The following is a 22,720-nucleotide window of genomic DNA, read 5'->3' as shown; positions in this document are numbered from 1 at the left end:
GCTCATGGGCGGAAGCTCCAAGGTCGAAAGTCTGGGGACCGAGCGGGTCGGGAGGCTGCTGCTGGAGATGTCTTCCCAGACCACGCTCTCGCTGATGGTCTATGCCATCTACAGCCTCACGGACATCTACTTCCTTTCGGTGGGCATCGGCTCGGCGGCCGCAGCCGGGGCTTCGATCATCTCGCCGGTCCAGATCGCCCTCGGCGCCGTCGCCACGACCGTCGGGGCCGGCGGCGCCTCGGTGGTCTCCAGGGCGCTCGGCGAGCAGAACGTGGAGAAGGCTTCCAGGACGGTGGCGAACACCTTCCTGATCTTCTGGACGGCCGCGATCGCCATCACGGTCCTGGGCTCGGTCTTCATCGAGCCGATCGTCTACCTGCTCGGAGCCACCGACACCATCGCCCCCTATGCCATCGAGTTCGGGCGGATCATCTTCCTCGGCGCCATCGCCAGCACCGGATACTCGGCCATCATCAGGGCGGATGGCAGCGCCAGGTACTCGACCGCCATCTGGATCATCCCTGTCTGCGTCAACATCGTCCTGTGCTGGCTGTTCGTCATCATCCTGCAGATGGGCGTCTCGGGGGCCGCCCTGGCGACGGTCTGTGGCCAGGCCACCTCGGCCGGCATGAGCGTCCATTTCTTCTTCTTCCGGAAGAGCCGCTCCTACCACATCAAGGCGTCTTACTTCAAGCCAGACTGGCCCATCGTCACCGAGGTGCTGATGATCGGGTCCCCATCGCTCATCACGAATTTCAGCATCAGCCTGATCGCCGTCATCACCAACAACCTGCTCAGGCTGATCGGCGGCGACAGCGCCTTGAGCGTGTTCGCGATCGTGAGCCGGATCCACTCCGGGCTGAACACGCCGCAGACGGGCATTGTCCACGGAATGCAGCCGCTGGTGGGGTACAACTTCGGCCAGAAGAAGCTCGAGCGGGTGCGCGAGGTCATCCGGCTGTCCCTTGGCGCCGCGGTCGTCTATGGATCGCTCGTCTGCGGCATCTGCCTGTTGACGCCGGCGACGCTGATCGCCCTGCTCTCCAACGAGCGCGCGATCATCGCTGAAGGGCAGACCGCCTTGCGGCTGCTGGCGCTCTCCTGTCCCCTGACCGGCGTGGCCATGGTCACGGCGGCCTCGTTCCAGTCGGTCGGCCGGGCCAAGGAGGCGCTGTTGCTCACCCTCGGGGGCATCCTCCTCGTCAAGCTGCCGGTGCTGCTGCTGGCCTCCCGCCTGTTCTCCCTGACCGGTATCTGGGCCTCCGGGGCGATCTCGGAGCTGATCCTTTGCATCGTCTCCGTCATCCTGCTGAAGAATGCCCGCGCGGAGTCGGGTCACGGGATGGCGGGAGCGCCGGGCGCCGGCTGAGCCTGCCCTCAGGCGCCACGAAGGGGCGCGCAAAGCCCATCACCGGCCCGTGCAGAATTGCGATTTACTGCAAGATCACCGAGACGGCTGCCAGGCCATTCGGGTCTCCCGAGCTCGTCGCGGTGCGCGCGCCGGTGGCGCTGGCGGTCGTGATGACCTGGTCTTGGATGCTGTTGCTGTCGACGTCCGATCGCTGGATCAGCCCGTCCGGCGTGGACCATGTCCCATAGCTGTAGCCGCTGAAGAAGGTGACGAGGAGCCCGCCGGGGCTCGAGGGCGTCACGCTGGGCGCGCTGATGGAAGGCCCGACGGCGCTCGCGCCGGCCGACGCGACCGCGCTGCTCACCCCCGAATAGCAGGCGAGGTGAATGTCGACCCAGACGTCCGCCGGAACATCGAACGTGTACTCGGCAGGCTCGCTCGATCCCACGACCTTCGTATACACCACGGCGTGGAAGGGTCCGTCGCTCGTGGACGACGGCTGGTCGTGCACGAGCGTGAAGCCCGACGGGGGCGTCACGTCCGGCGGATCGGCGACGACCTCGAGCGCGGCGAGGAGCAGGTCGCCCGGAAGGCACCCCTCGGGGAGCGCGACCGTCGCGCTGTTGACCGTCGTCTCGATGGATCGGAAGCCGCCGTCGCTGAACGTATAGGCATACGTCGTGCCTTCGTTGTAGCCGAGGACATCGTAGAAGTAGGCCCCGACAAACAACGTGCTGCCCGACACGGTGACGGAGGATCCGAAGAGGTCGACCGGACCTCCATCCGCGGCGAAGAGCTTGAGCTCTTCTTCTGCCCACGAGGCGCCGGTGCGCAAGAAGCTGTGCACCGCTCCGGCGTCGGGGCCGAGATCGTTGTCTGAAGACGCTCCCACGAAGGCTCTATTCCCCGATCCCGTGAGCGCGACCTTCGCTCCGAAGTCGCTCAATGAGCTCGTGCGCTCGGAGGTGAGCTTGGCCTCCTGCGTCCATGTCGAGCCGTTGCGCGCGAACACGTACGCAGCGCCGGAGTTGAAGGCGATATCGTCGTCGTTGGGGGCCCCGATGAGCGCCCTGTCCCCCGCGAGGGCGAGGGACATTCCGAAATAATCGTCCGACTGCCCATCGTCCGCCGCGAGCACGTCCTCTTGTGTCCAGGCGCTCCCGGTGCGCACGAACGAGTAAACTTTTCCGGTGCTGGTGAATGGCGCCCCGATGAGCGCTCTGTTCCCGGACAGGGCGATCGACGAGCCGAAGTAACTCGGCGCGGTCGGGTCATCGGCGACCAGCTTCTCCTGCTCGGTCCACGTCGTGCCGCTGCGCTTGAAGACGTACACCGCGCCTGCGTCGGTGAACGCATCGTCGTCTCCGCTCGCGCCGATGAGCGCCGTATCTCCGTCGAGCGCCGCGGCCCCCCCGAAGAAGTCGCTCACGCCCACGTCGCTCCCGATGAGCTTCGCCTGCTGGCTCCACGTCGTGCCGCTGCGAACGAATACATACGCCGCCCCTGCATCTATGCCGCTTTCCGCGTTGCTCTCGGCGCCGATCAGCACCGTATCTCCAGAGATGGAGACCGAGCGGCCAAAGTAGTCCCACGGGGCGCCGTCGCTCGCGGAGAGCTTGGCCTGCTCGGTCCACGTGCTGCCGCTGCGCACGAAGACGTAGGCAGCCCCCGTGTGGCCGCCTTTCCCGAGCGCGCCGATGACCGCGGTGTCACCATCGATGTCGCTCGAGAAGCCGAACAGGTCGTCGCTCTCCCGGTCGCTGGCGAGGAGCTGCGACCTCTGCGCTGCAAGCAAAGCCGAATGAGCCGTCTGCGCGTCCTCCGGATCTCGTCCGTCCGTTCGCTCCGCGTCGCTGCATGCCATGGCCATGCTCCCGACGCAGAACAGAACGAGGCGCTGGGCCCACAACCGTGTTCGTATTCCCATCTACCACTCTTCCCTTCATCCCCCGTTCATGGAGTCACACATCAATCCAGTGTGCGGACTCTACCGGCCTAAAGAGCCGTCACGCAAGAGGCTCGCCGGTTTCCAGCGCGTGGATCGCGCTGAAATGAACTTTTCTATCTGGGGCAGGGGCTCGGCGAGCGACGGGGAGCTCCCATCGCTCCGGGGATCACTTCTGAAGCTGGACGCCGAGAAAGAGGGCATTCCCCTTCGCCCCCGACAGCTCGCTTCGTTGATAGCCGAGCGCCGCACGCGCAGCGTGCCCTTCGATGATGTAGCCCATCTGGGCATCGATGAGCAGATAAGGGTCCGCGTCCTTCGGCTTCGCCTGTTGCAGTCGGACCAGGGGCTGCAACTTCCCGACGCCGATGTTGCTCGGCGTGAGGTAGCTCGCGAGCACGAAATAGGAGTAATCAAACCTCTCGAAGTCGCCGAAGCACTTATAAACCGCGCCTTCGAGCGTGACCGTGCCCGCCGCGCCGAGGTTCTTTTCGAACAGGAGGTCGGCGTTGACCTCGCCATAGGTGTCCTTGCGCGGGATGCCTGGCGGCGTGTCCGGCGCAGGGGGCGGCAACGACTCGACGGAGCCTTCCCTCTGCACTTCACCGGCCACGCCGAGCGCGAGGATGCTCTTCTCTCCGAGGTACGTGGATTTCTGGTAATAGGCCGGCTCGGGGTCGAGCAAGCTCACGTTGAGCCTCGCCGTGTAGAGCGGGCTTACCGAAGAGTCGTGCAGGTTGAAAGCGCCCACGTAATACTTGAACAGGCCGCCCCCTGCCTTGCCCCAGGCGGTCACCCCGTCGTTGCGCCCGAAAGGTCCCTGTCTTGGTCCGATCGGCGGCGCATAGGGTTCGAAGAACCCGGGATAGTTCCACGGCCCCATCGACCAAGGCCCGGAGAAGGCGGAGCGATCCGACGGCACGATCATCCGGCCGATCCAGACGTTCAGCAGATCATGCAACTTGAACTTGGCGATGGCGTCGCGGAGGGTCGCGCTGCCCGCTATGTTGCCTCCAGTCGGGGTCGGCCCGAACTGAGCGACGATCGCGCCCTGCACCCCGATGAACCGGTTGATCTCGCCCGAGAACATCAGATCCAGCTCTCCGTCCCCGAGCAGTCGGTCCATCCTCTCGCGCGCGCTGGGGTTCTGCAAGCGACCTCCGACGCGGGCCCAGGCCGCGACGCTGAGCGGATTCTTCCATGGCTCGTCCTGCGTCGGTGGCGCCGGCGAAGCTGGCCCGGGCCCGGCAGCGCCATGCAGCGCCGGCGCGCCGGCGTGAGCTTCCGCAGAGGGCGCTCGCGGCGCGCCCGCGTCTGCAGGAGGGCTCGCGGGCGCTACCGCGGGAGCCGCGATCGGCGGGTCTTCGCCCGCGGGCGCCGGCGGCGCTTCGGGCTGCGCTTGTGCCCGTGCCGGGCGATTGAAGGAGATGATGCTGAGGGCGACGGCCAAAATCCCTGCGCCAGCATCGCCCCGGCGTCTCGACGCTCTCGTCTGTGTGCTCATGCGTTCTCGATCTCCGCGTCCCATTCTTTCAGGCCATCCGAGGTCTCGAAGGTCTCAGCCACGATCGCGCCCCCTGGTTCGGCTGTCAGAAGCCTTGGCAGGGATCACGGCGAGAGAAGAGAGATTTCAACGCAAAGGCGCAAAGGCGCAAAGGCGCAAAAATACAGAGAAATTTCTGGTTTGCGCCTTTGCGTTAAGATCTCTCGGGATTCCTGGCCAGACCGTGCGAGGCACGGAACTAGCCGATTTCGTAAACCGTGAGCCGCACCCGGTCGGCCAGCCGCTCGCCCACGGCCACGGCCAGCATGGCGTTCAGCCGCAGGAGCCCCGGCGCGGAGGTGCGCATGCGGATGGCGGTGCGGAAATAGTAGAGCCCGGGGTCCACGGCCTCGCCGCGCCCGAGCGCCGCCAGCACCTCCGGCGGCCCGGCGCGGACGCCTTCGGAGAGGATCTCCACCGTCCCGTGGCCGGCGATGTCGAGGATGTAATGGGCGGAGATGTCCATCCGGCCGTCGGCCCAGATCGTCTGCCAGTCGCCGCCCGGCAGCACCCGGCCCTCGAGGCCGCCGGCCACCGTGCCGCCGACGATGGGGATGAAACGACGACCCGGCGAGCTCGGATTGACGGTGACCGGCGGGTCCACGGCCACCTCGAGCGTCATCAAGGGGAAGAGGGGCGGGCTCACGCGAGCGGCTCCGAGGCGCGCTTCAGGCCGGTCAGCACCTTGTAGCGGGCGGCGATGGCCTCGAGCTCGCCGGGGGCGAAGACGTCCTCGATATGGTCGAAGCCGTCGGGCGCGCGCTCCTGGGCGATCTGCATGCACTGCTCCGGACCGTTGCCGCGATTGGCCGCGACGATGGCGGCGGTGGCGGGCAGGCGCTCGGCCTCGTAGGCGGCCAGCGCTTCCACCGGATCGGCGTGGGCCGCGAGCGCGCGGACCAGCGCGCGGGCGTCCAGGATGGCCTGGCTCGCCCCGTTGGAGCCGATCGGATACATGGGATGAGCGGCGTCGCCCAGCAGCGTCATGCGCCCGTGGCTCCAGCGCGGCAGGGGATCGCGGTCGACCAGCGGGAACTCGTAGATCGCCTCGGCGCCCCGGATCAGGCCGGGCACATCCAGCCAGTCGAAGCGCCAGTCCTCGAACCTGGGCAGGAAGTCGGCAGGATCGCCCCGCCGGTTCCAGTCCTCCCGTCGCAGGCTCTCGGCGATGGCGAGCTCGGCGATCCAGTTGATCTTCTGGCGCCCATCCGGCCCCGGCGGGGAGATGGGATAGGCGACGAACTTCTGATCCTGATGCCCGGCCATGATCATGCTAGCCCCGGTGAGGAAGGGCGCCGCCATCGAGGTCGCCCGCCACAGGATACGGCCCCCGTAGACCGGCGGCCCCTCGTCCGGATAGAGGCCGGCGCGCGCCGCCGAGTGGATGCCGTCGGCGCAGATCAGGAGATCCGCGGGAACCTCCCACGTCACGCCCTCACGGCTCAGGAAGCGCGCCACGATGTGGCCTTCGCCCTCCTCGTGGTCCGAGAGGCGCCGGTCGCAGATCAGCCGGCCTGAGCCCAGCCGCTCGACGGCGGCGTCGAACAGCACGCCCTGCAGGGCGCCGCGGTGCAGGGAGATCTGCGGCGCGGCGTGACCCGCGAAGCGGCCGCGCGGCTCGCCCCAGATGCGCTGGCCGAAGCGGTTGAAATAGACAAGCTCCCGGGTCGCCACCCCCTGGGCCAGCAGGGCCTCGACCAGGCCCAGCTCGTGCAGCACCTCGGCGGCGTGGGGCAGGAGGTTGATGCCGACCCCGAGCGGCAGGATGGTGGGCGCGGCCTCGAACACCGTCACCTCATGGCCCGAGGCGTGCAGCGCCAGAGCCGTGGCCAGGCCGCCGATCCCGGCGCCCACGACGATCACGTGCATGATAATCTCCCGCAGACCTGCGGCTTGACGCCGCCTCTTGTTGAATCGGCCGCCATGCCTCAATCACCGGCACGGTGGCCGCGGATGGTCATCACCGCCGCCGCCACCCCGGCCGACAGCACCACCGGCACCATGGCCATGGCCACGCCGGCGGGGCCCCAGCCCTGGCCCAGCAGGTGGCCCGCCACCAGCGGCCCGCCGATGGAGCCCAGCCGGCCGGCGGCGATGGAGGCGCCGGTGGCCAGCCCGCGCGCCCGCGCCGGGTAATAGAGCGGGATGACGCCGTAGAGCGAGTATTGCGCGCCCAGCAGGAAGAAGCCGGCCAGGGCGGCCAGCGTCAGCACCGGCGGCAGGCTGTCCGCCCCCGAAAGCCCGAACAGCGACAGGGCCAGGGCGGGATAGGCCGCGATGATGGGAAGGCGCGGCCCCAGCCGATCCACCGCCATACCGATGACCCAGCAGCCGACGACGCTGCCGACGTTGAAGGCGAAGGCGGCGCCGGCGCCCCCCACCCCACCCAGGCCCTTGGCCGCCACCAGCGACGGCAGCCAGTTCAGCAGCAGATACAGCACCAGCAGCGTCAAGCCGAAGGTGAACCAGGCCAGCAGCGTGATCATCAGCCGGCCATGGCCGAACAGCGCCTGCACGCCGCCCGGCCGCTCTGCGCCGCCGACCGCCGCCGCGCGGCTGTCGGGCATCAGCCACGCCATGGCCGGCAGCAGCAAGAGCGGCAGCACGCCGCCGACAAGGAAGATGCTGTGCCATCCGAACCGCGCCATGAAACCGGCCGCGAACAGCGCGGCCAGCGCGCCGCCGGCCGGCATGCCGCTGAACATCAGGGTGGTGGTGCGGGTCCGCCGGTCGGGCGGGGCGATCTCCAGGGCGACGGCCACCAGGGTGGGCATCGCCGCCCCCAGGCCGGTCCCGGCCAGGAACCGGTAGAGGCCCAGCGACAGCGGTCCGCCCGCCACCACGGTGGCCAGCGTGAACAGGCCGAAGACGCCGACCGCCATCATCAGCAGCGGCTTGCGGCCCATGCGGTCGGCCATCCAGCCGCCGGTCAGCGCGCCGCACACCAGCCCCGCCATGCCGGCCCCGAACACGACGCCCGCCTGCCCGGGCGTCAGCCCGAGGTCGGGGATCAGCAGGGGGGCGGCCACGCCGATGGCCTGGATGTCGAACCCTTCCAGCAGGGCGATCAGCGAACACAACGACAGCGTGACGGCGCCGCGAGGCGCGCGAGGGGGCGCTACACCCATGGGGAAACCTCCCGTTTCCGTCCCATTGCCCGGGATTGTTGCGGCCGGCCGCAGCCTGAACGACGCTGGTTCAAGGGAAACCCGGCTCAGAACTGCGAGAAGAAGCTCCAGATCGATTCACCGGAATTGCTCACCGGGGTGTGGCCCCCGCTGAACTCACACCAGACGACGGGATAGCCCGCATCGCAGCCTTCGTAGCTGACGCAGGGGTCCGGCTGGACCGGTGTGGTCTGCTGATCGCAGTGGTTTCGTTCGAGGAAGACATCGCGCGCGGACCGGCCGTTCTCGACCGGAACCACGTCGTCCGCGTTGCCGTGGGCGCCCCACATGGCCACGGGGCTGTCGCCGTCCTCACAGCCGCTGTAGAGCGCGCCGGACATGGGGGCGATGGCGCGGAAGACGTCGCCCATCGCGCAGCCGATCGCGTAGGACATCATGCCGCCGTAGCTGAACCCGGTCGAAAAGATCCTGCCCTGGTCGATGCAGAGCTCGGCGTTGAAGCGCTCGATCATGGCGCGGAGGAACGCAATGTCGCGGCCACCCTCGTTCGCCCAGCCCTGGTCGATGCCCTCGGGAGAGACGAAGATCGCCGAGCCGCGGGCGCGGCTCTGGAGGCCGTAATAACCGCCGCCGAACCCGGTCGCGACCTGCTCGGCCGAGCCGCCGCGGGGATGCCAGGCGAAGATCAGCCGGTAGGCGTGGCTCGAATCGTAGTCGTCCGGCACGGCGAGGATGTACTCGCGCGTCGTGCCCCCGACATCGATGCTGAAACGGCCGCTCGTCGGCGCGGTCGCGCTGCCGCAGCCCGCGCTTTGTGTCTCCCCTCCACTACCGACCGAGCCGGTTCCGGCGGCGCCCGTGCCCCCTCCTCCCGAGGCCGGGCCCCCGCCGCTGCTGCCGGTGCCGCCGCCTCCCCCCGACGGGGCCCCCGTCGCCGACGAGGCCCCCGTGGCACCGGAGCCGCTGGAGCCGGACCCAGCGAGCCCTCCGGCGCTGCCGCTGCCGGACGATGCCTCGTCCGTCGCATCCCCCTCGCTGGAGCAGGCCAGCGCCGTGAGCGCCGCGAGCGCGACGATCCCTGGCGTGATCTTGCCGAAATTACGAAGCGTTTCCATTCGTCCTCGCCTCTCTTCGAAGATCGCCGTCCTTCCTCGCATCACCCGATGCAGGTGACCGCAACGCCTTCGTACCCAAGTCCTCCGGTTCGAGGCATAGGCATACTCGCCTATGCCTCGATGCGAGGCGCCACGCCCGCGGCGCCGGGCTGGACGATTCGCGCGAGAGCCGAATTCGCTTGGCACTGCAATTATCACCTGTCGCGGCCCATACGGACTGTGGCGTGAGGGGACAATTGAATGTCCAGAACGAATCGCATTGCCCGCTGGAGAAGAAATTGACGCGCCGATGCGATCCGCCCCCCTGCAAGTGTGGCGGCATATTACAACGGGATCGACAGCATTGCAGGAGGCATCATGGCATTTCGGAAGCGATGGATCACGATGGTACTGACGAGCTCCGTCCTGCTCATCGGCTGCGGCGACGAGGCCCCGGATCACGGCGGAGGAGATCGTTGCGGCGATGGCAGGGTCGCAGCGAGCGAGCGCTGTGATGACGGCGATACGGAGGCCGGCGACGGTTGTGGTGCGACCTGCCTCGTCGAGCCAGGCTACCGATGTGACGGCGCCCCCAGCGCATGTACACCCGGCTGCGGCGATGGCCTGGTCCTGCGCGAGGAAGCCTGCGACGACGGCAATACCGAGCCAGGAGACGGCTGCGATAGGACATGTCACGTCGAGGCAGGTTATCACTGTCGAGGGGCGCCCAGCGCCTGTACGAGCACCTGCGGCGACGGCGCCACCGCAGCGGACGAGGGGTGCGACGACGGGAACGACATCGACGGCGACGGCTGCGACGCCAGCTGCACGCCGACCGCCTGCGGCAACGGCGTCGTCACCGGCGACGAGGGCTGCGACGACGGCAACAGCGATAGCGGCGACGGCTGCGACGCCAACTGCACGCCGACCGCCTGCGGCAACGGCGTCGTCACCGGCGACGAGGGCTGCGACGACGGGAACGACATCGACGGCGACGGCTGCGACGCCAATTGCACACCGACCGCCTGCGGCAACGGCGTCGTCACCGGCGGCGAGGGCTGCGACGACGGCAACAGCGATGACGGCGACGGCTGCGACGCCAACTGCACACCGACGGCCTGCGGCAACGGCATCGTGACCTTCGGCGAGACGTGCGACGACGGAAACGCCGTCGGCGGCGACGGCTGCGACGCCAACTGCACACCGACGGCCTGCGGCAACGGCATCGAGACGACCGGCGAGAGGTGTGATGACGGCAACCTCCTCGACGGCGACGGCTGCGACGCCAACTGCACCCCCACGGCCTGCGGCAACGGCGTTGTGACGTCGGGCGAGCCGTGCGACGACGGCAACGCCATCGACGGCGACGGCTGCGACGCCAACTGCACCCGGACGGCTTGTGGCAACGGCATCGTGACCTCCGGCGAGGCGTGCGACGACGGCAACGCCGCCGACGGCGACGGCTGCACCCGGGGCTGCACGATCGAGGCGGGGTTCGAGTGCTCCGGGGTCAGGAGCCTGTGCTGCCTCCCGGAGGTCGAGCCGAACGATAACGCCGCCACGAGCAGTTCGCTCCTGGCGAACGCGTTCGCTTGCGGCAGCATCTCTCCGACCGGGGACAGGGACTATTACTCGTTCACGATGCCGGTCGCCGGCGATGTGGTCATCGCGACGTACGACCCCCAAGGGAACGGCTACTGCGATCATACGATCGACACGGCGATCTACCTCTATGCCTCCAACGGAGCGACCGAGCTCGCCTTCGACGACGATGATTTCATCAGCTGGTGCTCGAAGATAGAGCCGGCCACTCACCCGGGCGCCAGAGGGCTCTCGCCGGGGACCTATTACGTCGCGGTCGAGAGGCGCCTCAACAACGCGGAGATCCCCGCCTACACGCTCCTGATCGATCCGAGCCTCTGCGGCGACGGGCTGGTCGAAGGAAGCGAGGAGTGTGACGCCGGCCCGGCCGGCAGCCCGGCCGGCAGTCCGGCCGGCAGCACGACCTGCAGCACGAGCTGCGCCGCGATCACGCCGGGCCGCGGCGAGAGCAGGGAGACAGCCGAGCCGTTCCCGGGCTGTCCGGCGGCGCCCACCTCGACCACGCGCCTTGGTACGCCCTCATGCTTCCCGAAGGACGGGGCAGTTCACTGGTATAGCCACGTCGCCACCGACCAGGTCCTGGCCGTGTCGGCGAACGCCGCAGGGGCGATCGCCCTCGTCGACGACATGGGACAGGAGCTCCGTTGCGCGACGGACACCAGGACAATCCCGGTATCGACGTTCTCGGAGGCCGGCGAGACGTTCCATGTCGCCGTGTCCGTGCAGAGCGCGATCACCTGCCTGGAGTTCATGGATCATACCTACGGCGGGCTGACCGGCACCCTCACAGACCTCGACATCACGTGGCCGCCTTCGTCGGGTCAAACAGCGGAAGCCGGCATGGCAGCCAGCCCCACCACGATCTACATCGGGGCCGCCACGAAGGTCTTCGAGCTCCCCAAGACCGGCCATGCGACGGCGATCGTGCACGGAACGGCGGACGGGCTGAGCGGCCAGCATGTGGGCCCGGATCTCCTTCTTCACGACGGGTCGCTGTTCAGCCTGGACAGCGCCACCTCAGGGAACCGATTGTACCGGATCTTCGATGGATCCACGTGGGGCCCGGCAGCGTGGGATACCTCTCCGGCGTATCCTCCCGCCTCTTCGGCGCGCTCGATGACGTCCGATGGGACGAGCCTCCTTGCCGTCACGGGGGGCACCGAGGCGACCCCCGTCAGCATCTACGCCTATTCCCTCTCGGCGCCGGCTCAGGCGCAGCTGATCGGGGCCGTCCCGGTGGACCACCTCGTGCAGGCGTCAGGCATCGCCGCAGACAGCCAGTATCTGTACATCGCGGGCGGCGGACCGCGGGGCCCCGGCGTCCGCGAGGGGCAGGAAGGGCTGTACCGCTTCGATCGGACGGACATCTCGGCGCCTCCCACCCAGATTGCCAGGTTCTCGTTCACCGCCGGCGCGCACCTGTCCGTGGTCCTCGACAGCGTCACCGACCCCCGCGTCCTCTATGCCCGGGATGGTCAAGGCGACATTCACGTCGTCCTGAACCCCGCGGGCCGCGCGGAGCACGTCGGCGTCATCAGCACCCTGGGTGGAAACGCCGACCTCTCGATGACCTACGACCGGTTCGACCACGCCATCTACTTCTTCGAGACCGAATCGGACCCGACCGGCCGGATCAAGAGGCTCGAGTAGATCACGCGCTCGTAGCCGCTGTGACTCCTGGTCCAGCTGCGCGACAAGAACACCGCGCTGTGCGCGAGGCTCGCGAGCGTGCTGCGCGAGCCGTACGACCGCAATAGTCATAGGGTTCGACCGAGCAGCGGATGCTGCTGTTCGCCGAACTCGGGGAGCAGGCGCCGCCGGGGGCGTGAAGCGCCGATTCGTTCAGCAAGCGCGATTTCAAGATCGACCTGCGCGCCAAGACAATCGCGTGTCCAGGAGGCTGCGCAAGCTACTGGAATTGGACGATTTTCAACATGCTCGGAGTGCTAGATGTCGACGATGCACCAGATCTGGCCATTGGTGAGCGAACCGGACAACGCGCTACGCGTGGGCTGGACGTTGTTCTGGCCAGTGCTGGTGGTGAGGACCGTCGACGTGTTGATCTTGCTCTTGAAACTGTAGCAATGCTGTAGGCCCGCCAAGCCGGGAACCGCGAAGTCTCCAGCATAGTCCACCCACCAGCCCTTGTCGTCGGTGTCGGTGGTGTTGTTGTTGCAGGACGCATTGACTGCCGAAATGCTGTTGCTCAACCCCAAGCTCCTGTTGGTGCTGGTAGCGCCATTCACACGGTTGAGAATGTGCGTAAACATGTTGTTGGGAGAGGGCCAAAAGGCCCCTGTGGCCCATCTCTGGTTCAGGGTACCGTCGCAGGTGAAGGTGACCACTGACGTCCCCGCGACCCCGCTCCCGCCCGACACACCGAGACACTTTCCCGTAAGTAGACTGCGGATCGTATAGTCGGCATTCGCTGTCCCAGCGACCGCGAGCGTTCCTACCAAACTCATGAAACCAATGACGAGGTTCTTCATGTTGCATCATCTCCCACGTTCAAGTCGCGCGAAGTAGCCGCGCGCGCCGATAAAAGAACACAAAGGAAATAGTCTTGCAATAGGGTACAAACGAGCTTTAGCGCTTCGCCGTCGCTTGTGAACTTCCAGCAAATTCGTCGTCCAGCGGTGAAACCCGACGGCGTGCGGTCATGGTCGCGTCGACCAGGTGCGTCAACGAAGAGGGTCCCCGCATGCTGCGGGTGTGGAGTGAAGGCGCCGCCTCAATGCGCGAATAAATGGTTGATATGGCGTCACCTTTTCCGGAAGTGGTGGATCGCGTAAAAGAATTTTCTGTCATCTACAGCATGGCTGCATGAGGCGAGCCGCAGCGAGCGCTTGACTTTTCGGAAGTCGTTTGCTTGTCCTAGCCCCCGCTTCGCGTCCGATCACACGCGCATCGTGTATTTCTCGTGAGCGCGGCAGGCTCGGAATATCCGTCGTCTTCGACGCTCCAGACCAGGCGCCCCGGATAAAAGGCAATTGGGGTACCATCGCCGGGAGAGCGACTCAGGCCTCGCTCGGCCCCGTCCAGCGCACTGCTGGCGGCGCCTTACGGGCCGATGCCGCGCGGCTCGCTGCGCGGCGAACGCTCCTTCCGACCCCGTGGGCCGCAGGGAGGCGAGGGTGCCGCAAAGCAGCGCGCCTGATCAAGCTGGCACGCTGGCACGCTGGCACGCTGGCACGCTGGCACGCTGGCACGCGCTCGCGGCCGGCGGCGCGGACCGCTGCGCGCCCGCTCGTGCTGCGGTGCTGGGAGCCGTCGGAGATCGAGAAGACGCTCCTGGTGCTGCCGAAGGGCTATCGCCCCGGCAAGCCGATCGTGCGCGGAGCGCGCGCGCACGTGCGTGTGCGAACCACCCCTCCAGCGAGGCGAGTGGTGGTCTATCGGCGATGCTCCATGGATCGCGCGTTGCCCCGCCCGCCGCGCGTCAGAGGCGCTGGTCTGTGCGGCGGACGCGCGCGCCGAGCTCCTCGACCCGCGCGACGACGCGCGCCGGGTCGAGCACGCTCTCCGGGTTGTAGAGCCCCGGGCCGACGGGGGCACCGCCCGCGAGCCCCAGCAAGCGCTCCGTCGCGATCGCGGCGCCGTACGCGCTGAGGCGCGCGAGGCCGTCCTTATCGACGATGTCGTAGCGCAGCCGCGCGCCCGCGCCGTCGTGTCGCCGCCCCGACACCTCGACGACGAGCTCCGTCACGTGACCCGCGCCGCCCCTCGCGGCGTCGCGCGTCGCGATGTCCACGCGGATCTCTCGCGCGTCGGTCGCCGCCGCGAGGCTCACCACGTCGGGGAGCGGCATGGCCCGGCCGACGCGCTCCACGCCCTCGGCGTCCACGAAGCGCCGCGTCGCCGCGTCGCCGAGGAGCCAGGTCCATTTCCCGCCCTGGAGCACGAGCGGAGCCTGCCCGGTCTTCGCCTCGTGCTCGAAAGCGGCCTGCAATGCGGGGCCGCCGCGATCGTCCGCGTCGACGACGCAGCCGATCGCGATCGCGTCGACGCGCTGGAGCTCCTGCGCGAGGTGCAGCGCCGCCAGCGTCGCCGCGCCGCCGAAGGCGTGGCCCAGCATGAGGATGGGAGCGCGCGTCGGTCGCGCGACGTAATGGGCGACCAAGGGGCCGATCTCCGCGACGGCGTCCGAGAAGGCGATGTGGGGCACGCCGTCCGCCTGCGCGCGCTTCACCGCGTTCGACGCCTCATCCTTCACGAGCGCGACGACGGCGCTGAACGACGCGCCTCGCGCGAGGCCGAGGTCGTCGCGGCCGACGTCGGCGGCCGTCGCCGTCGTCGGGCCGCCGACCTCCGCGGCGACCTCGGACGCCCTGCGCGCGTCGCGTCCGGCGATCGCGATCGGGAGGTCCGGGTGCAGGCGCCGGAGCGCCTTCGCTGCGCGCGCGCCGACCTGACCGGAGCCGCCGAGCAAGAGGACGGGTGACATCGTTCGTGTAGCCATCTGGATGGACTCCTCCCGCCGAGCGCGCACGGAGCGTGCCTGGCGTTAACCTACCGTTGGTAACTTACCTTTGGTAGTATGTGCCCGCTCGTGGTAGCGTCAAGGCGAATGGCGAAATCGAGCACCACACCCCCCGCGGCCCGGCCGAGGAGCGACGCCGCCCGGCCGAGGAGCGACGCCGCCCGCAAGCGCCTGTCGAAGGCGGAGCGCCGCGAGCAGCTGCTCGAGACGGCCGAGCAGATCGTGCGCGAGGAGGGCACCGACGCGCTGACGCTCGGCCACCTCGCCGAGCGCGCGGGCGTCAGCAAGCCGATCGCGTACGAGCACTTCGAGACGCGGTCCGGGCTCCTCATCGCCCTCGCGCGGCAGATCGACGACCGCCAGGTCGCGGCGCTGCTCGAGGCGCTGAAGCGGACGCGCCAGCGCCTCGAGGACGTCGCGCGCGTCGCCAGCGCCGCGTACATGCATTGCTGCGCGACGATCGGGCCTCAGTGGCACGCGATCCTCGCGGCGCTGAAGGGCGACGAGCAGATGGACGCCGTGGAGCAGGAGCTCCTCGACAGGTACGTGACGCTCTATGAGGACGCGCTCGCGCCGCTCGTCCACCTCTCGAAGCGCGACATGCACCTCCGCTGCGTCGCGATCATCGGCGCTGCCGAGGCGCTCGCCGCCGACATGTTACGCGGCCGCACCGACGAGCGCGCCGCCGCGAGGGCGCTCGAGTCGCTGGTCGTGCGGTGGCTCTCGAACAGCGGCTGAGCGGCGCGCTCCACGCCTCGCCCGATCTGCGCCATCGACGCGGTCCAGCCAGCTCATAAGGGAATTCAACAGTTGCGAGAGAAGCAACGCGTTGGGCGTGACAGATCGCCGAAACCATCCGCGCGTCGTCACGCCCTCCCGAGATCCCGGAGGATGCGCCGGGCATTCCCGACGCGCGAAGCTGGTTGCCCGCCGAGAGGCGGGCTCAGGGGACGGCCATCTCGAACGCCACGCCGTAGTTCGGCTGGGCGACGCCCGACCTGGACCCGACGAATGGATCCGAGTCGCGCAGGTGGCCCCAGCGCGTGGTGCCGCCGTTCATGCTCGACCCGTCGGACGTCGCCGCGTAACCCACCATCACGCCGGACGCGGGGAGATCCGCGGCGACCGTGATCCGGACGGCATCGCCGTCGATCTCGACCCCGCTGATGGTGATCCGGCTGTTGCCGCTCCAGACCTCGAAGCCGCGGCCCTGCTTCCACTCGGTGTAGGCGGTCTGATGGGGCGACGGCAGCGCGTCGTCCCACACGAGCGGCCCCACCGGGACGTGGAAGCGCACGGTGATGACCCTGCCGCTGCGCTCGACGTCCGTCGGCTGGAGCGGCTGCCAATCGCGCCCGAGGACCACCTTCTCGAAGAAGATCTGGCCGTACTTCTCGCCGAGCAGCTCGTAGCCGTTCGCGTTCAGGTGCACGTGGTCGGCCGCGTAGGGGTACTGGTACTTCGGGCCGGAGCATACGATGTCGCCCGGGTGCGCGACGCCCGCGTGCCACTGCGCGTACGTCGACGCCGACCTCGATCCCGCCTCGGAAGGCACCGAGTGCTGCTGGGACACCAGCATGGGGATGGACCGAGTCTGCCCGGTGAGGGCCTTGAGGTCCTGGTTGTAGTCGGACCACAGCTTGAACAGGTCGTCCTCGTAGGTCGGCCTGCCGGCGTCGTGCTCGCCGTGCGTCACCACGATGGCGCCGACGCCGTAGGCCTTGTCCGCCTCGCGGGCGAGGCGCGCGATCGCCTCCACCTCGAACAGCGTCGCCGCGTAGGCGCGGCCTATCGACGTGGCGCCCTCGACGACCTCCGTGGCGCCCTTCCTGAGGGCCTCTATCCCCTGCCCGCTCTCGCCGACCTCGGTGTGCACGGAGACGTGGTCGCCGCCCGCCGCCCGCGCGAGCGTGGAGATCTGGTCGGCCATCGCCGTGTGCGGCGTCTCGCCCTGGATGTTGTTCGGGTAAGCGCTCGGGTACGTGGTCGCGAACGGGCGAATGGGCTCCACGAGCGGCACCAGCGACAGCGCGGCGCTCGCGGGATCGAAGGGCGGCACGCGCGTGTTCCCGAGCGACAGCTTGAGGTTGTCGAAGCGCTGCTCCGTCCCGCGGACCGGCCTGCCCTGGTCACCGACCGCGAGGCTCTGCCCCGTGCCGACGATGCCCGTCCAGTCCCACGCCGGGACAGGGGTGCCGCCGCCCGCGCCCCCGCCCCCGCCGCCGGCGCCCCCGGGGCCGGTCGCGCCGTCGCCGCCCGTGCCCGTGCCCGTCTGGCCCCCGGCCCCCCCGTCGCCGCTCGTCGCGCTCTGGCCGCCGGACCCCGTGGCTCCGCCGCCGCCCGTGCCGCTGCTGGACGACTCGCTCGACCCGTCGCACCCCACGCCCAGCGGGAGGAGGAGCACGCCGGACAACCCGACGATCGAGAACAGCCGTCTCCGCACGGACGTCGCCGACGACGGTTCCGCTGCGCTCATGGCACTCCCGCGATCTCGCGTGTTGGTCATTCGATCTCTCCGTGGTAGCGGATCGCGCTCCTCAGCGTTCATCCGCCCGATGACGTGGTGAAGGAACGTGGCGAACGCGAACCGTGGCAGCGCTGGGAGCAGCCGTGACAGGCCCGCGCGCGGCGCGTGCACCACGGCAGCCACAGCCGCGGGATACAGCACGCAGGCGACCGCGTCGAGCATAAAGCAACGGGCCGCGCCGGCGCCGCGTGGACGCGCGCCGCATGAACCGGTTCTCCGTGTAAAATACCTGTTTTTTTGCGGGTATGGTGGCGGTTCACCGCGGCATGCCGGTTACTCGACCGCGTCGGAAGTTTACCGGTTCAGTGATTTTCCGGTCGGCGCGCAGGCGTCATGATCACCGGCCATCTCCCGCCCAGCGGCGCGCGGCGCCGGTCGGCCGGAACAGGGGCTCTGCCGGGGCGGAGCCCGCGCCCGCGCTCCGGGCTCGCCGTGACGCCGCGTGCCCCTCCTGCTCGGGTCTCCCGGCCTCGCGCGGCGCGGGCGCGCGGCGCCTCCTCGCGGCCGATCCCGGCGCAACATCGTTCAGGACCACGCCGAGGATCCGGCGCTCGCCGAGCTGCTCGGCGGCGCGCGAGAGCGAGGACGCCCGGGTCTGCGAGGCGCGCGCGACGAGGAGGATGCCGTCGGCGGCGTCCTCGATGACGTTGGCGTCGCCCGAGCCGAGGACCGGCGGGCCGTCGATCACCACGTAGTCGTAGCAGCGGCGGAGCGCGCGCAGCGCGGCCTCGAAGTGGAGCGAGTGGAGCGCGGCCGGGTAGCTCGCCTCGAGCGACGGCTCCGCGAGCACGGCCAGCGACGGCCCGGCGGCGACGACGCCGAGCGGGCGGGCCTCGCCCGTCATGCGCCGCCGGAGCTGCTCGGAGAAGCTCGCGCGCGGGGGCAGCCGGAGGCCGAGGGTCGCCGCGACGCGGGGGTGCGCGAGGTGGCCGTCGACGAGCAGGACCCGCGCGCGCTCGGCCTCGGCGAGCGTCATCGCGAGGCGGATCGCGAGCGCCGTCTTGCCCTCGCCCCGGCCGGGGCTCACCACGGCGACCGCGAGCGGCTCGCGCCCCCGCCGCTGATCGAGGCGGTGCCGGAGCACCCGGAGCGCCGCGAGCGCCTGCGCGGGCGCGTCCCGGAGCAGCTCGAAGACGCCGGCGCCCTCGAGGTCGACGTCGGCGCCGAGGATCTCCACCTCGGGCTCGCCGAGGGCGAGGCCGCCGACATGGACGAGCGAACGGCCGCCCACGCAGGCGAGCGCGCTGCTGGCCGCGGGGTGCTCCGGCGCCTCCGCGGGCGGATCCCACGCCCCGGCGGGCCGGTCCGCTACCGCTCCGGGCCGCTCCGATGCCGCCGCGGACCGCTCCGCCGGCGGCTCGGCCGTGCCGACGCCGTAGGCCGGGACGATCGCGCGCTCGCGGAGGGGCGGCCGCGCCGGGAGCGCCGGCATCGCGGCCAGGAGGAGCGGGCCGCCGAGCGCCTGGATGTCGCCGCCGTCGTAGAGCGTGTCGTCGAGCAGCACCCGGGCCCCGGCGATGCCGAACGCGAGGAAGAACGTCACCGCCGCGCCCGCGAAGAACACGCGCCCGCGCCCGCGGTCGGGGCGGCTCGGCAGGTAGGCCGGATCCAGGACGTCGAGCTCGGTCTCGCTCTTGTTCTCGGCGGCGTCCGCCGACAGGTTCGCGGCCCGCTCGTTCGCCTGCACGGTCTTCAGGTATTCGCGCGCCCGATCGAGATCGAGGCGGAGCCGGTGCCACTCGGTCTCGAGCTCGACCACGCGCTGCTCGGGCACCTCGCCGCTGCCGCCCGCGCGCGACGCCTCGCCGTCGCCCGCAGCGCGCGACGCCTCGTCGGCGCCGGCCGCGCGCGGCGCCTCGCCGTCGCCGCCAGCGCGCGGCGCCTCGCCGCCGGCCGCGCGCGACGCTGCCCGCCCCGCCGCCGCGCGCCCGGCGCGCGCGCGCAGGCCCGCGATCCGCCCGAGCAGCGCGCTCCGCTCGGCCTCCAGCGACGCCCGCCGCGCCGGCGTGAGCGCGCGCGCGTCGCCGCCCGGCACCTCGGTGACGCCCGCGCGCACGAGCCGGAGCGCGCTCTCGGCGGCGGCGAGCTGGCTCCTGGCCGCCTCGGCGCGGCGCTTCGCGGCGACGGCATCCGGGTGGATCGGCGTCAAGACCGCGAGCTTCTCCGCGAGCGCCGCCTCGGCCGCGGCGGCCGCGGCCGCCGCCGCGTCGCGGGCCCGCTGCGCCTCGACGACGCTCGGCGGCAGCGGCTGCCCCGGCGCCGTCTCGGGCGACGGCGCCGTCCCGAGCAGCGCCTCGACCCGGGCGAGCTGCCGCTCGAGCGACGCGAGCTCCGGGTCGACGGGGCGAGCCGGCCTCGACGGCGAGGCCCGCGCCGCGGGCGCAGGAGCGCCGGGCGGGCCGAGCGGCTGGGGCGTGGGCGCGTACGGCGAGTCGTTGAGCCCCCACTGGAACTGCGGGTTCCTCGCGAGGAACGTCGCCAATGCGCGGCTCGCCTCCTCGACGTTGGCGCTCGCCTCGGCGAGCTCTCGCCGCAGGAAGTCGCGGGTCATCGTCGCGGCGCCGAGGCTGTCGCGGCGGTAGCCCTCGATGAGGATCTGCGTGAGCCGGGCGGCGACCTGCTGCGCCACGTGCGGGTCGTCGTGGGTGAAGGAGATGACGTACGTGTCGCTGCTCTGCGCGCGGAAGCCGACGTGGCTCTTCATCTCCTCGACGGCCTCGACCATCGAGCGGGCGGTCTTCTCCGGGTAGAGGCCGAACTGCTCGACGACGCCGGCGAGCGTCCCGCGCGCCGTGAGCGTGTCCTTGAGCTTCGGCCCGAGCCGCGCGGCGCGCGCGGCGCTGCTCTGGGGGTCGCGGCCGGTCTGGATCGTCTCGCGGTAGAGGATCGTGGCCTCGCTCCGCCACACCCGCTTCGTGGCGAGCGCGAGGGCGAGCGAGATCGAGAGCCCGACCGCGATCATCGCGGCCATCCCGCGCCAGTACATCCGGACGCGTCCGAGGACGCTGATCGCGCGCGAGAGGCGCTCCCGGGGTGTGCTCTCCGTGCTCAGGCTGGGCATGGTGTTCCTCGCCCCGTGGGCAGCGCGTCCGGCGCCGCGCGGCGCACCGGGCGCGCGCGGCGGCGCTCCGTCCCTGCACGGCAAGGCGCGTGCTCGCGGGCGCGTCACCCGGGGACGCACCCTGCGGAGGGCGCGGAGAGGGCGTGAACGAGACGGCGCCGGGGGGACGAGAGGCGACGGGCGCCGCGGACGCTCCGCGTGCGGTGAGCGCGGCTTCCTTTGCGGACGCGCGCGGGGAGCCGGCGCCTGGGTTGGTGGTGGCGGCTCAGCCGACCGGCGGCGCGCTGATCGGCGCAGCGCCGGCCGGCGCTGGCGCCGCTGCGACGCTCGGCGCGGCGTCCGGCGCGACGCTGGGCTGCGCCGGCGGGGCGGGCGGCGGCGCGGCGGTCGCGTCGCTGGACGACGACCCGCGACCGCCGCGTCCCTTGTAGAGAGACGGCGCGATCGCCTCGGCGTCGTCCTCGTCCCAGCGGAGGTAGGCGACGGCGCGGCGGGTCTGATCGTAGGCGTGCATGAACAGGCTGAACGCGCGCGCCCTCCTGTCCGTGGCGTCGGTCGGCGCGGGGGCAGCGCCGTGCTCCCGCACACCCAGGGCGGCGAGGATCTGCGGCCCGAGCTCGCCCGCGCGGTGCACCTCTTGCTCGGTCGCCGCGGTCTTGCCGGCAATCTCCGACCAGCCGGCGCTGAACAACGCCGAGAGCGCGACGAGGTCGTTGGCCGTGTCGATGTGACCGTTCCCCGCGCGGATCTCCGCGACAGCCTCGGCGTCGACGAGCCCGCGGCGGGCCAGGGCCTCGGCGTCGCTCAGGAGGTTCTCGCGGAGCGGCACGGCCTCGCCAAGGAGCGGCTTGAGCGCGTTCTCCGCGCCGCCGCTGGACAGCCACAGCAGATGTGCATACCAGGCGGCGAGCGCGTAAGTCTCCAGCCGGTCGATCAACCCGACGTCATGCGTGGGCAGGCGCTCGGCGATCGTCGGGCGCAGTGCGAGCAGGCCAGGCAGCACCCCGAGCACCTGGGAGACCGCCCGGGGGATATCGATGTTGATCGGAACGAGCGCGTCCCTGCTCAACGAGTCGATCTCGGGCACGATCTTGTCGAAGGCCGCTGCCGCCTGGGGTGGCGCCGCGGGCTTCCTGGGAGCTGGCTTTTTCTTGAGCGGAGCAGAAGTCTTGGCCATGAGGGAACACCTCTCGCTGGTCTCCGTCGCGGAAGCGGCGAGAACATGAGGCTCATGCTCCTTGCCCCCCGCGATCGAAGCGATCAAGGCGCCCGGCGTGCGCCGGGTGTTCCGGCCAGGCGTAATCATGTCGATCGATCCGTCAACGCGCATAAACTGGCTTTCGGAGCGGTGCGCCGCCATTGGCCGCTGCTCGCCCGGAGTTCCGCGTCTCACCGGGCACGATCTCGACGCCATGGCCCGGAGCCTCCGCGCTGTTGTGGCGGTCGTCCGGAGGCAGCCGACTGCCTTCCCGGGACCGGCGGCGATGCGCCGGAGGAAGCCAGCTGCTTGACCAGGACCGCCGGCGAGGCGTCGGAGGCAGCTGGCTGCTCGACCAGGACCGCCGGCGATGCGCCGAAGGCAGCTGGCTGCTTGCCCGGGACCGCCGACGAGCCGTCGGAGGCAGCTGGCTGCTTGCCCAGGACCGCCGACGAGCCGCCCGGGGCAGCTGGCTGCTTGCCCGGAAGCGCCGACGAGCCGCCCGGGGCAGCTGGCTGCTTGTCCGGGACCGCTGACGAGGCGTCGGAGGCAGCCAGCTGCTTGCCCAGAACCGCAGACGACGCGCCGGAAGCAGTCGGCTGCCGGCCAGGATCCGAATCTCGCTCCTCGTCCTGGACGCTCGTCGATGGCCGACCATGCGCGCCCTCGTCCGCCGCGCCGAACGGAAGCGCGTCCCGATGGGTAGCCCGGGGGGACCTTGATGCTCCTCGCCGTCAGGACCGCCTCGCTGGCCAAGACGCTAGGAAGTGTGGTTTCCTCGTATAAATGCA

Annotated in this window: 14 protein-coding genes; 3 read left to right on the top strand and 11 right to left on the bottom strand. The window is 70.2% G+C overall.

What is annotated here, in order from left to right; all coding sequences use genetic code 11:
• Window positions 1-4 precede the first annotated feature (4 nt).
• Entirely contained in the window at window positions 5-1,369 is a 1,365-nt protein-coding gene (locus WMF43_RS17340) for an MATE family efflux transporter (protein WP_437681495.1), read from the top strand.
• Window positions 1,370-1,433: 64 nt separating this feature from the next.
• Here WMF43_RS17340 and WMF43_RS17335 read toward each other — a convergent pair whose 3' ends face one another.
• The 6 genes from WMF43_RS17335 to WMF43_RS17310 form a co-directional block, all read right to left on the bottom strand.
• Window positions 1,434-3,278: an FG-GAP repeat protein gene (locus WMF43_RS17335; RefSeq protein WP_437681494.1), complete on the bottom strand. Its 1,845-nt coding sequence runs from the start codon at window positions 3,276-3,278 to the stop codon at window positions 1,434-1,436.
• Between the two features lie 187 nt (window positions 3,279-3,465).
• Window positions 3,466-4,449 carry a hypothetical protein gene (locus tag WMF43_RS17330; RefSeq protein ID WP_437681493.1) on the bottom strand — a complete coding sequence of 328 codons (984 nt, stop codon included), beginning with the start codon at window positions 4,447-4,449 and terminating at the stop codon, window positions 3,466-3,468.
• Between the two features lie 589 nt (window positions 4,450-5,038).
• Complete coding sequence (locus WMF43_RS17325) at window positions 5,039-5,485, bottom strand: DUF3237 family protein (RefSeq protein WP_437681492.1); 447 nt, start codon at window positions 5,483-5,485, stop codon at window positions 5,039-5,041.
• The gene (locus tag WMF43_RS17320; protein WP_437681491.1) at window positions 5,482-6,708 is read right to left on the bottom strand and encodes a flavin-dependent oxidoreductase; all 1,227 of its coding nucleotides are present in this window, start codon (window positions 6,706-6,708) and stop codon (window positions 5,482-5,484) included. Before WMF43_RS17320 ends, WMF43_RS17325 begins: the two co-directional genes overlap by 4 nt.
• A 59-nt stretch (window positions 6,709-6,767) precedes the next feature.
• Complete coding sequence (locus WMF43_RS17315) at window positions 6,768-7,967, bottom strand: MFS transporter (protein WP_437681490.1); 1,200 nt, start codon at window positions 7,965-7,967, stop codon at window positions 6,768-6,770.
• Window positions 7,968-8,053: 86 nt separating this feature from the next.
• Complete coding sequence (locus WMF43_RS17310; RefSeq protein WP_437681489.1) at window positions 8,054-9,082, bottom strand: alpha/beta hydrolase family esterase; 1,029 nt, start codon at window positions 9,080-9,082, stop codon at window positions 8,054-8,056.
• A gap of 357 nt (window positions 9,083-9,439) precedes the next feature.
• Here WMF43_RS17310 and WMF43_RS17305 point away from each other — a divergent pair, with 357 nt between their 5' ends.
• A complete protein-coding gene (locus WMF43_RS17305) occupies window positions 9,440-12,313 on the top strand; it encodes a DUF4215 domain-containing protein (protein WP_437681488.1) in 2,874 nt (957 codons plus the stop codon).
• A 296-nt stretch (window positions 12,314-12,609) separates the two neighbouring features.
• On the opposite strand, the gene WMF43_RS17300 is transcribed toward WMF43_RS17305, so the two are convergent.
• Window positions 12,610-13,152, bottom strand: coding sequence for an RICIN domain-containing protein (locus WMF43_RS17300; protein WP_437681487.1), 543 nt, complete (start codon window positions 13,150-13,152; stop codon window positions 12,610-12,612).
• A gap of 950 nt (window positions 13,153-14,102) precedes the next feature.
• Window positions 14,103-15,122 (bottom strand): hypothetical protein, encoded by a 1,020-nt coding sequence (locus WMF43_RS17295; protein WP_437681486.1) that lies wholly within the window; start codon window positions 15,120-15,122, stop codon window positions 14,103-14,105.
• 108 nt (window positions 15,123-15,230) lie between these two features.
• On the opposite strand from WMF43_RS17295, the gene WMF43_RS17290 reads away from it, so the two are divergent.
• Entirely contained in the window at window positions 15,231-15,881 is a 651-nt protein-coding gene (locus tag WMF43_RS17290) for a TetR/AcrR family transcriptional regulator (RefSeq protein WP_437681485.1), read from the top strand.
• Window positions 15,882-16,086: 205 nt separating this feature from the next.
• Here the strand turns inward: WMF43_RS17290 and WMF43_RS17285 are convergent, their stop codons facing one another.
• The 3 genes from WMF43_RS17285 to WMF43_RS17275 form a co-directional block, all read right to left on the bottom strand.
• A complete protein-coding gene (locus WMF43_RS17285) occupies window positions 16,087-17,619 on the bottom strand; it encodes a dockerin (protein ID WP_437681484.1) in 1,533 nt (510 codons plus the stop codon).
• A 388-nt stretch (window positions 17,620-18,007) separates the two neighbouring features.
• Window positions 18,008-20,731 (bottom strand): AAA family ATPase, encoded by a 2,724-nt coding sequence (locus WMF43_RS17280; protein WP_437681483.1) that lies wholly within the window; start codon window positions 20,729-20,731, stop codon window positions 18,008-18,010.
• 265 nt (window positions 20,732-20,996) lie between these two features.
• Entirely contained in the window at window positions 20,997-21,908 is a 912-nt protein-coding gene (locus WMF43_RS17275) for a hypothetical protein (protein WP_437681482.1), read from the bottom strand.
• Between the last annotated feature and the right edge of the window lie 812 nt (window positions 21,909-22,720).

The organism is Sorangium sp. So ce131, from assembly GCF_051519095.1.
Lineage (GTDB): Bacteria > Myxococcota_A > Polyangia > Polyangiales > Polyangiaceae > Sorangium.
The sequence above is the reverse complement of the archived record's forward strand: the minus strand, read 5'-3'. Positions and strand labels throughout refer to the sequence as shown.

Excerpts from the sequence above, each read along its gene's own strand:
- WMF43_RS17290 (WP_437681485.1), top strand. The coding sequence starts at position 15,231 with ATGGCGAAATCGAGCACCACACCCCCCGCGGCCCGGCCGAGGAGCGAC.
- WMF43_RS17300 (WP_437681487.1), bottom strand. The coding sequence starts at position 13,152 with ATGAAGAACCTCGTCATTGGTTTCATGAGTTTGGTAGGAACGCTCGCG.
- WMF43_RS17275 (WP_437681482.1), bottom strand. The coding sequence starts at position 21,908 with ATGGCCAAGACTTCTGCTCCGCTCAAGAAAAAGCCAGCTCCCAGGAAG.
- WMF43_RS17335 (WP_437681494.1), bottom strand. The coding sequence starts at position 3,278 with ATGGGAATACGAACACGGTTGTGGGCCCAGCGCCTCGTTCTGTTCTGC.
- WMF43_RS17305 (WP_437681488.1), top strand. The coding sequence starts at position 9,440 with ATGGCATTTCGGAAGCGATGGATCACGATGGTACTGACGAGCTCCGTC.
- WMF43_RS17320 (WP_437681491.1), bottom strand. The coding sequence starts at position 6,708 with ATGCACGTGATCGTCGTGGGCGCCGGGATCGGCGGCCTGGCCACGGCT.
- WMF43_RS17340 (WP_437681495.1), top strand. The coding sequence starts at position 5 with ATGGGCGGAAGCTCCAAGGTCGAAAGTCTGGGGACCGAGCGGGTCGGG.
- WMF43_RS17310 (WP_437681489.1), bottom strand. The coding sequence starts at position 9,082 with ATGGAAACGCTTCGTAATTTCGGCAAGATCACGCCAGGGATCGTCGCG.
- WMF43_RS17285 (WP_437681484.1), bottom strand. The coding sequence starts at position 17,619 with ATGAGCGCAGCGGAACCGTCGTCGGCGACGTCCGTGCGGAGACGGCTG.
- WMF43_RS17280 (WP_437681483.1), bottom strand. The coding sequence starts at position 20,731 with ATGCCCAGCCTGAGCACGGAGAGCACACCCCGGGAGCGCCTCTCGCGC.
- WMF43_RS17315 (WP_437681490.1), bottom strand. The coding sequence starts at position 7,967 with ATGGGTGTAGCGCCCCCTCGCGCGCCTCGCGGCGCCGTCACGCTGTCG.
- WMF43_RS17295 (WP_437681486.1), bottom strand. The coding sequence starts at position 15,122 with ATGGCTACACGAACGATGTCACCCGTCCTCTTGCTCGGCGGCTCCGGT.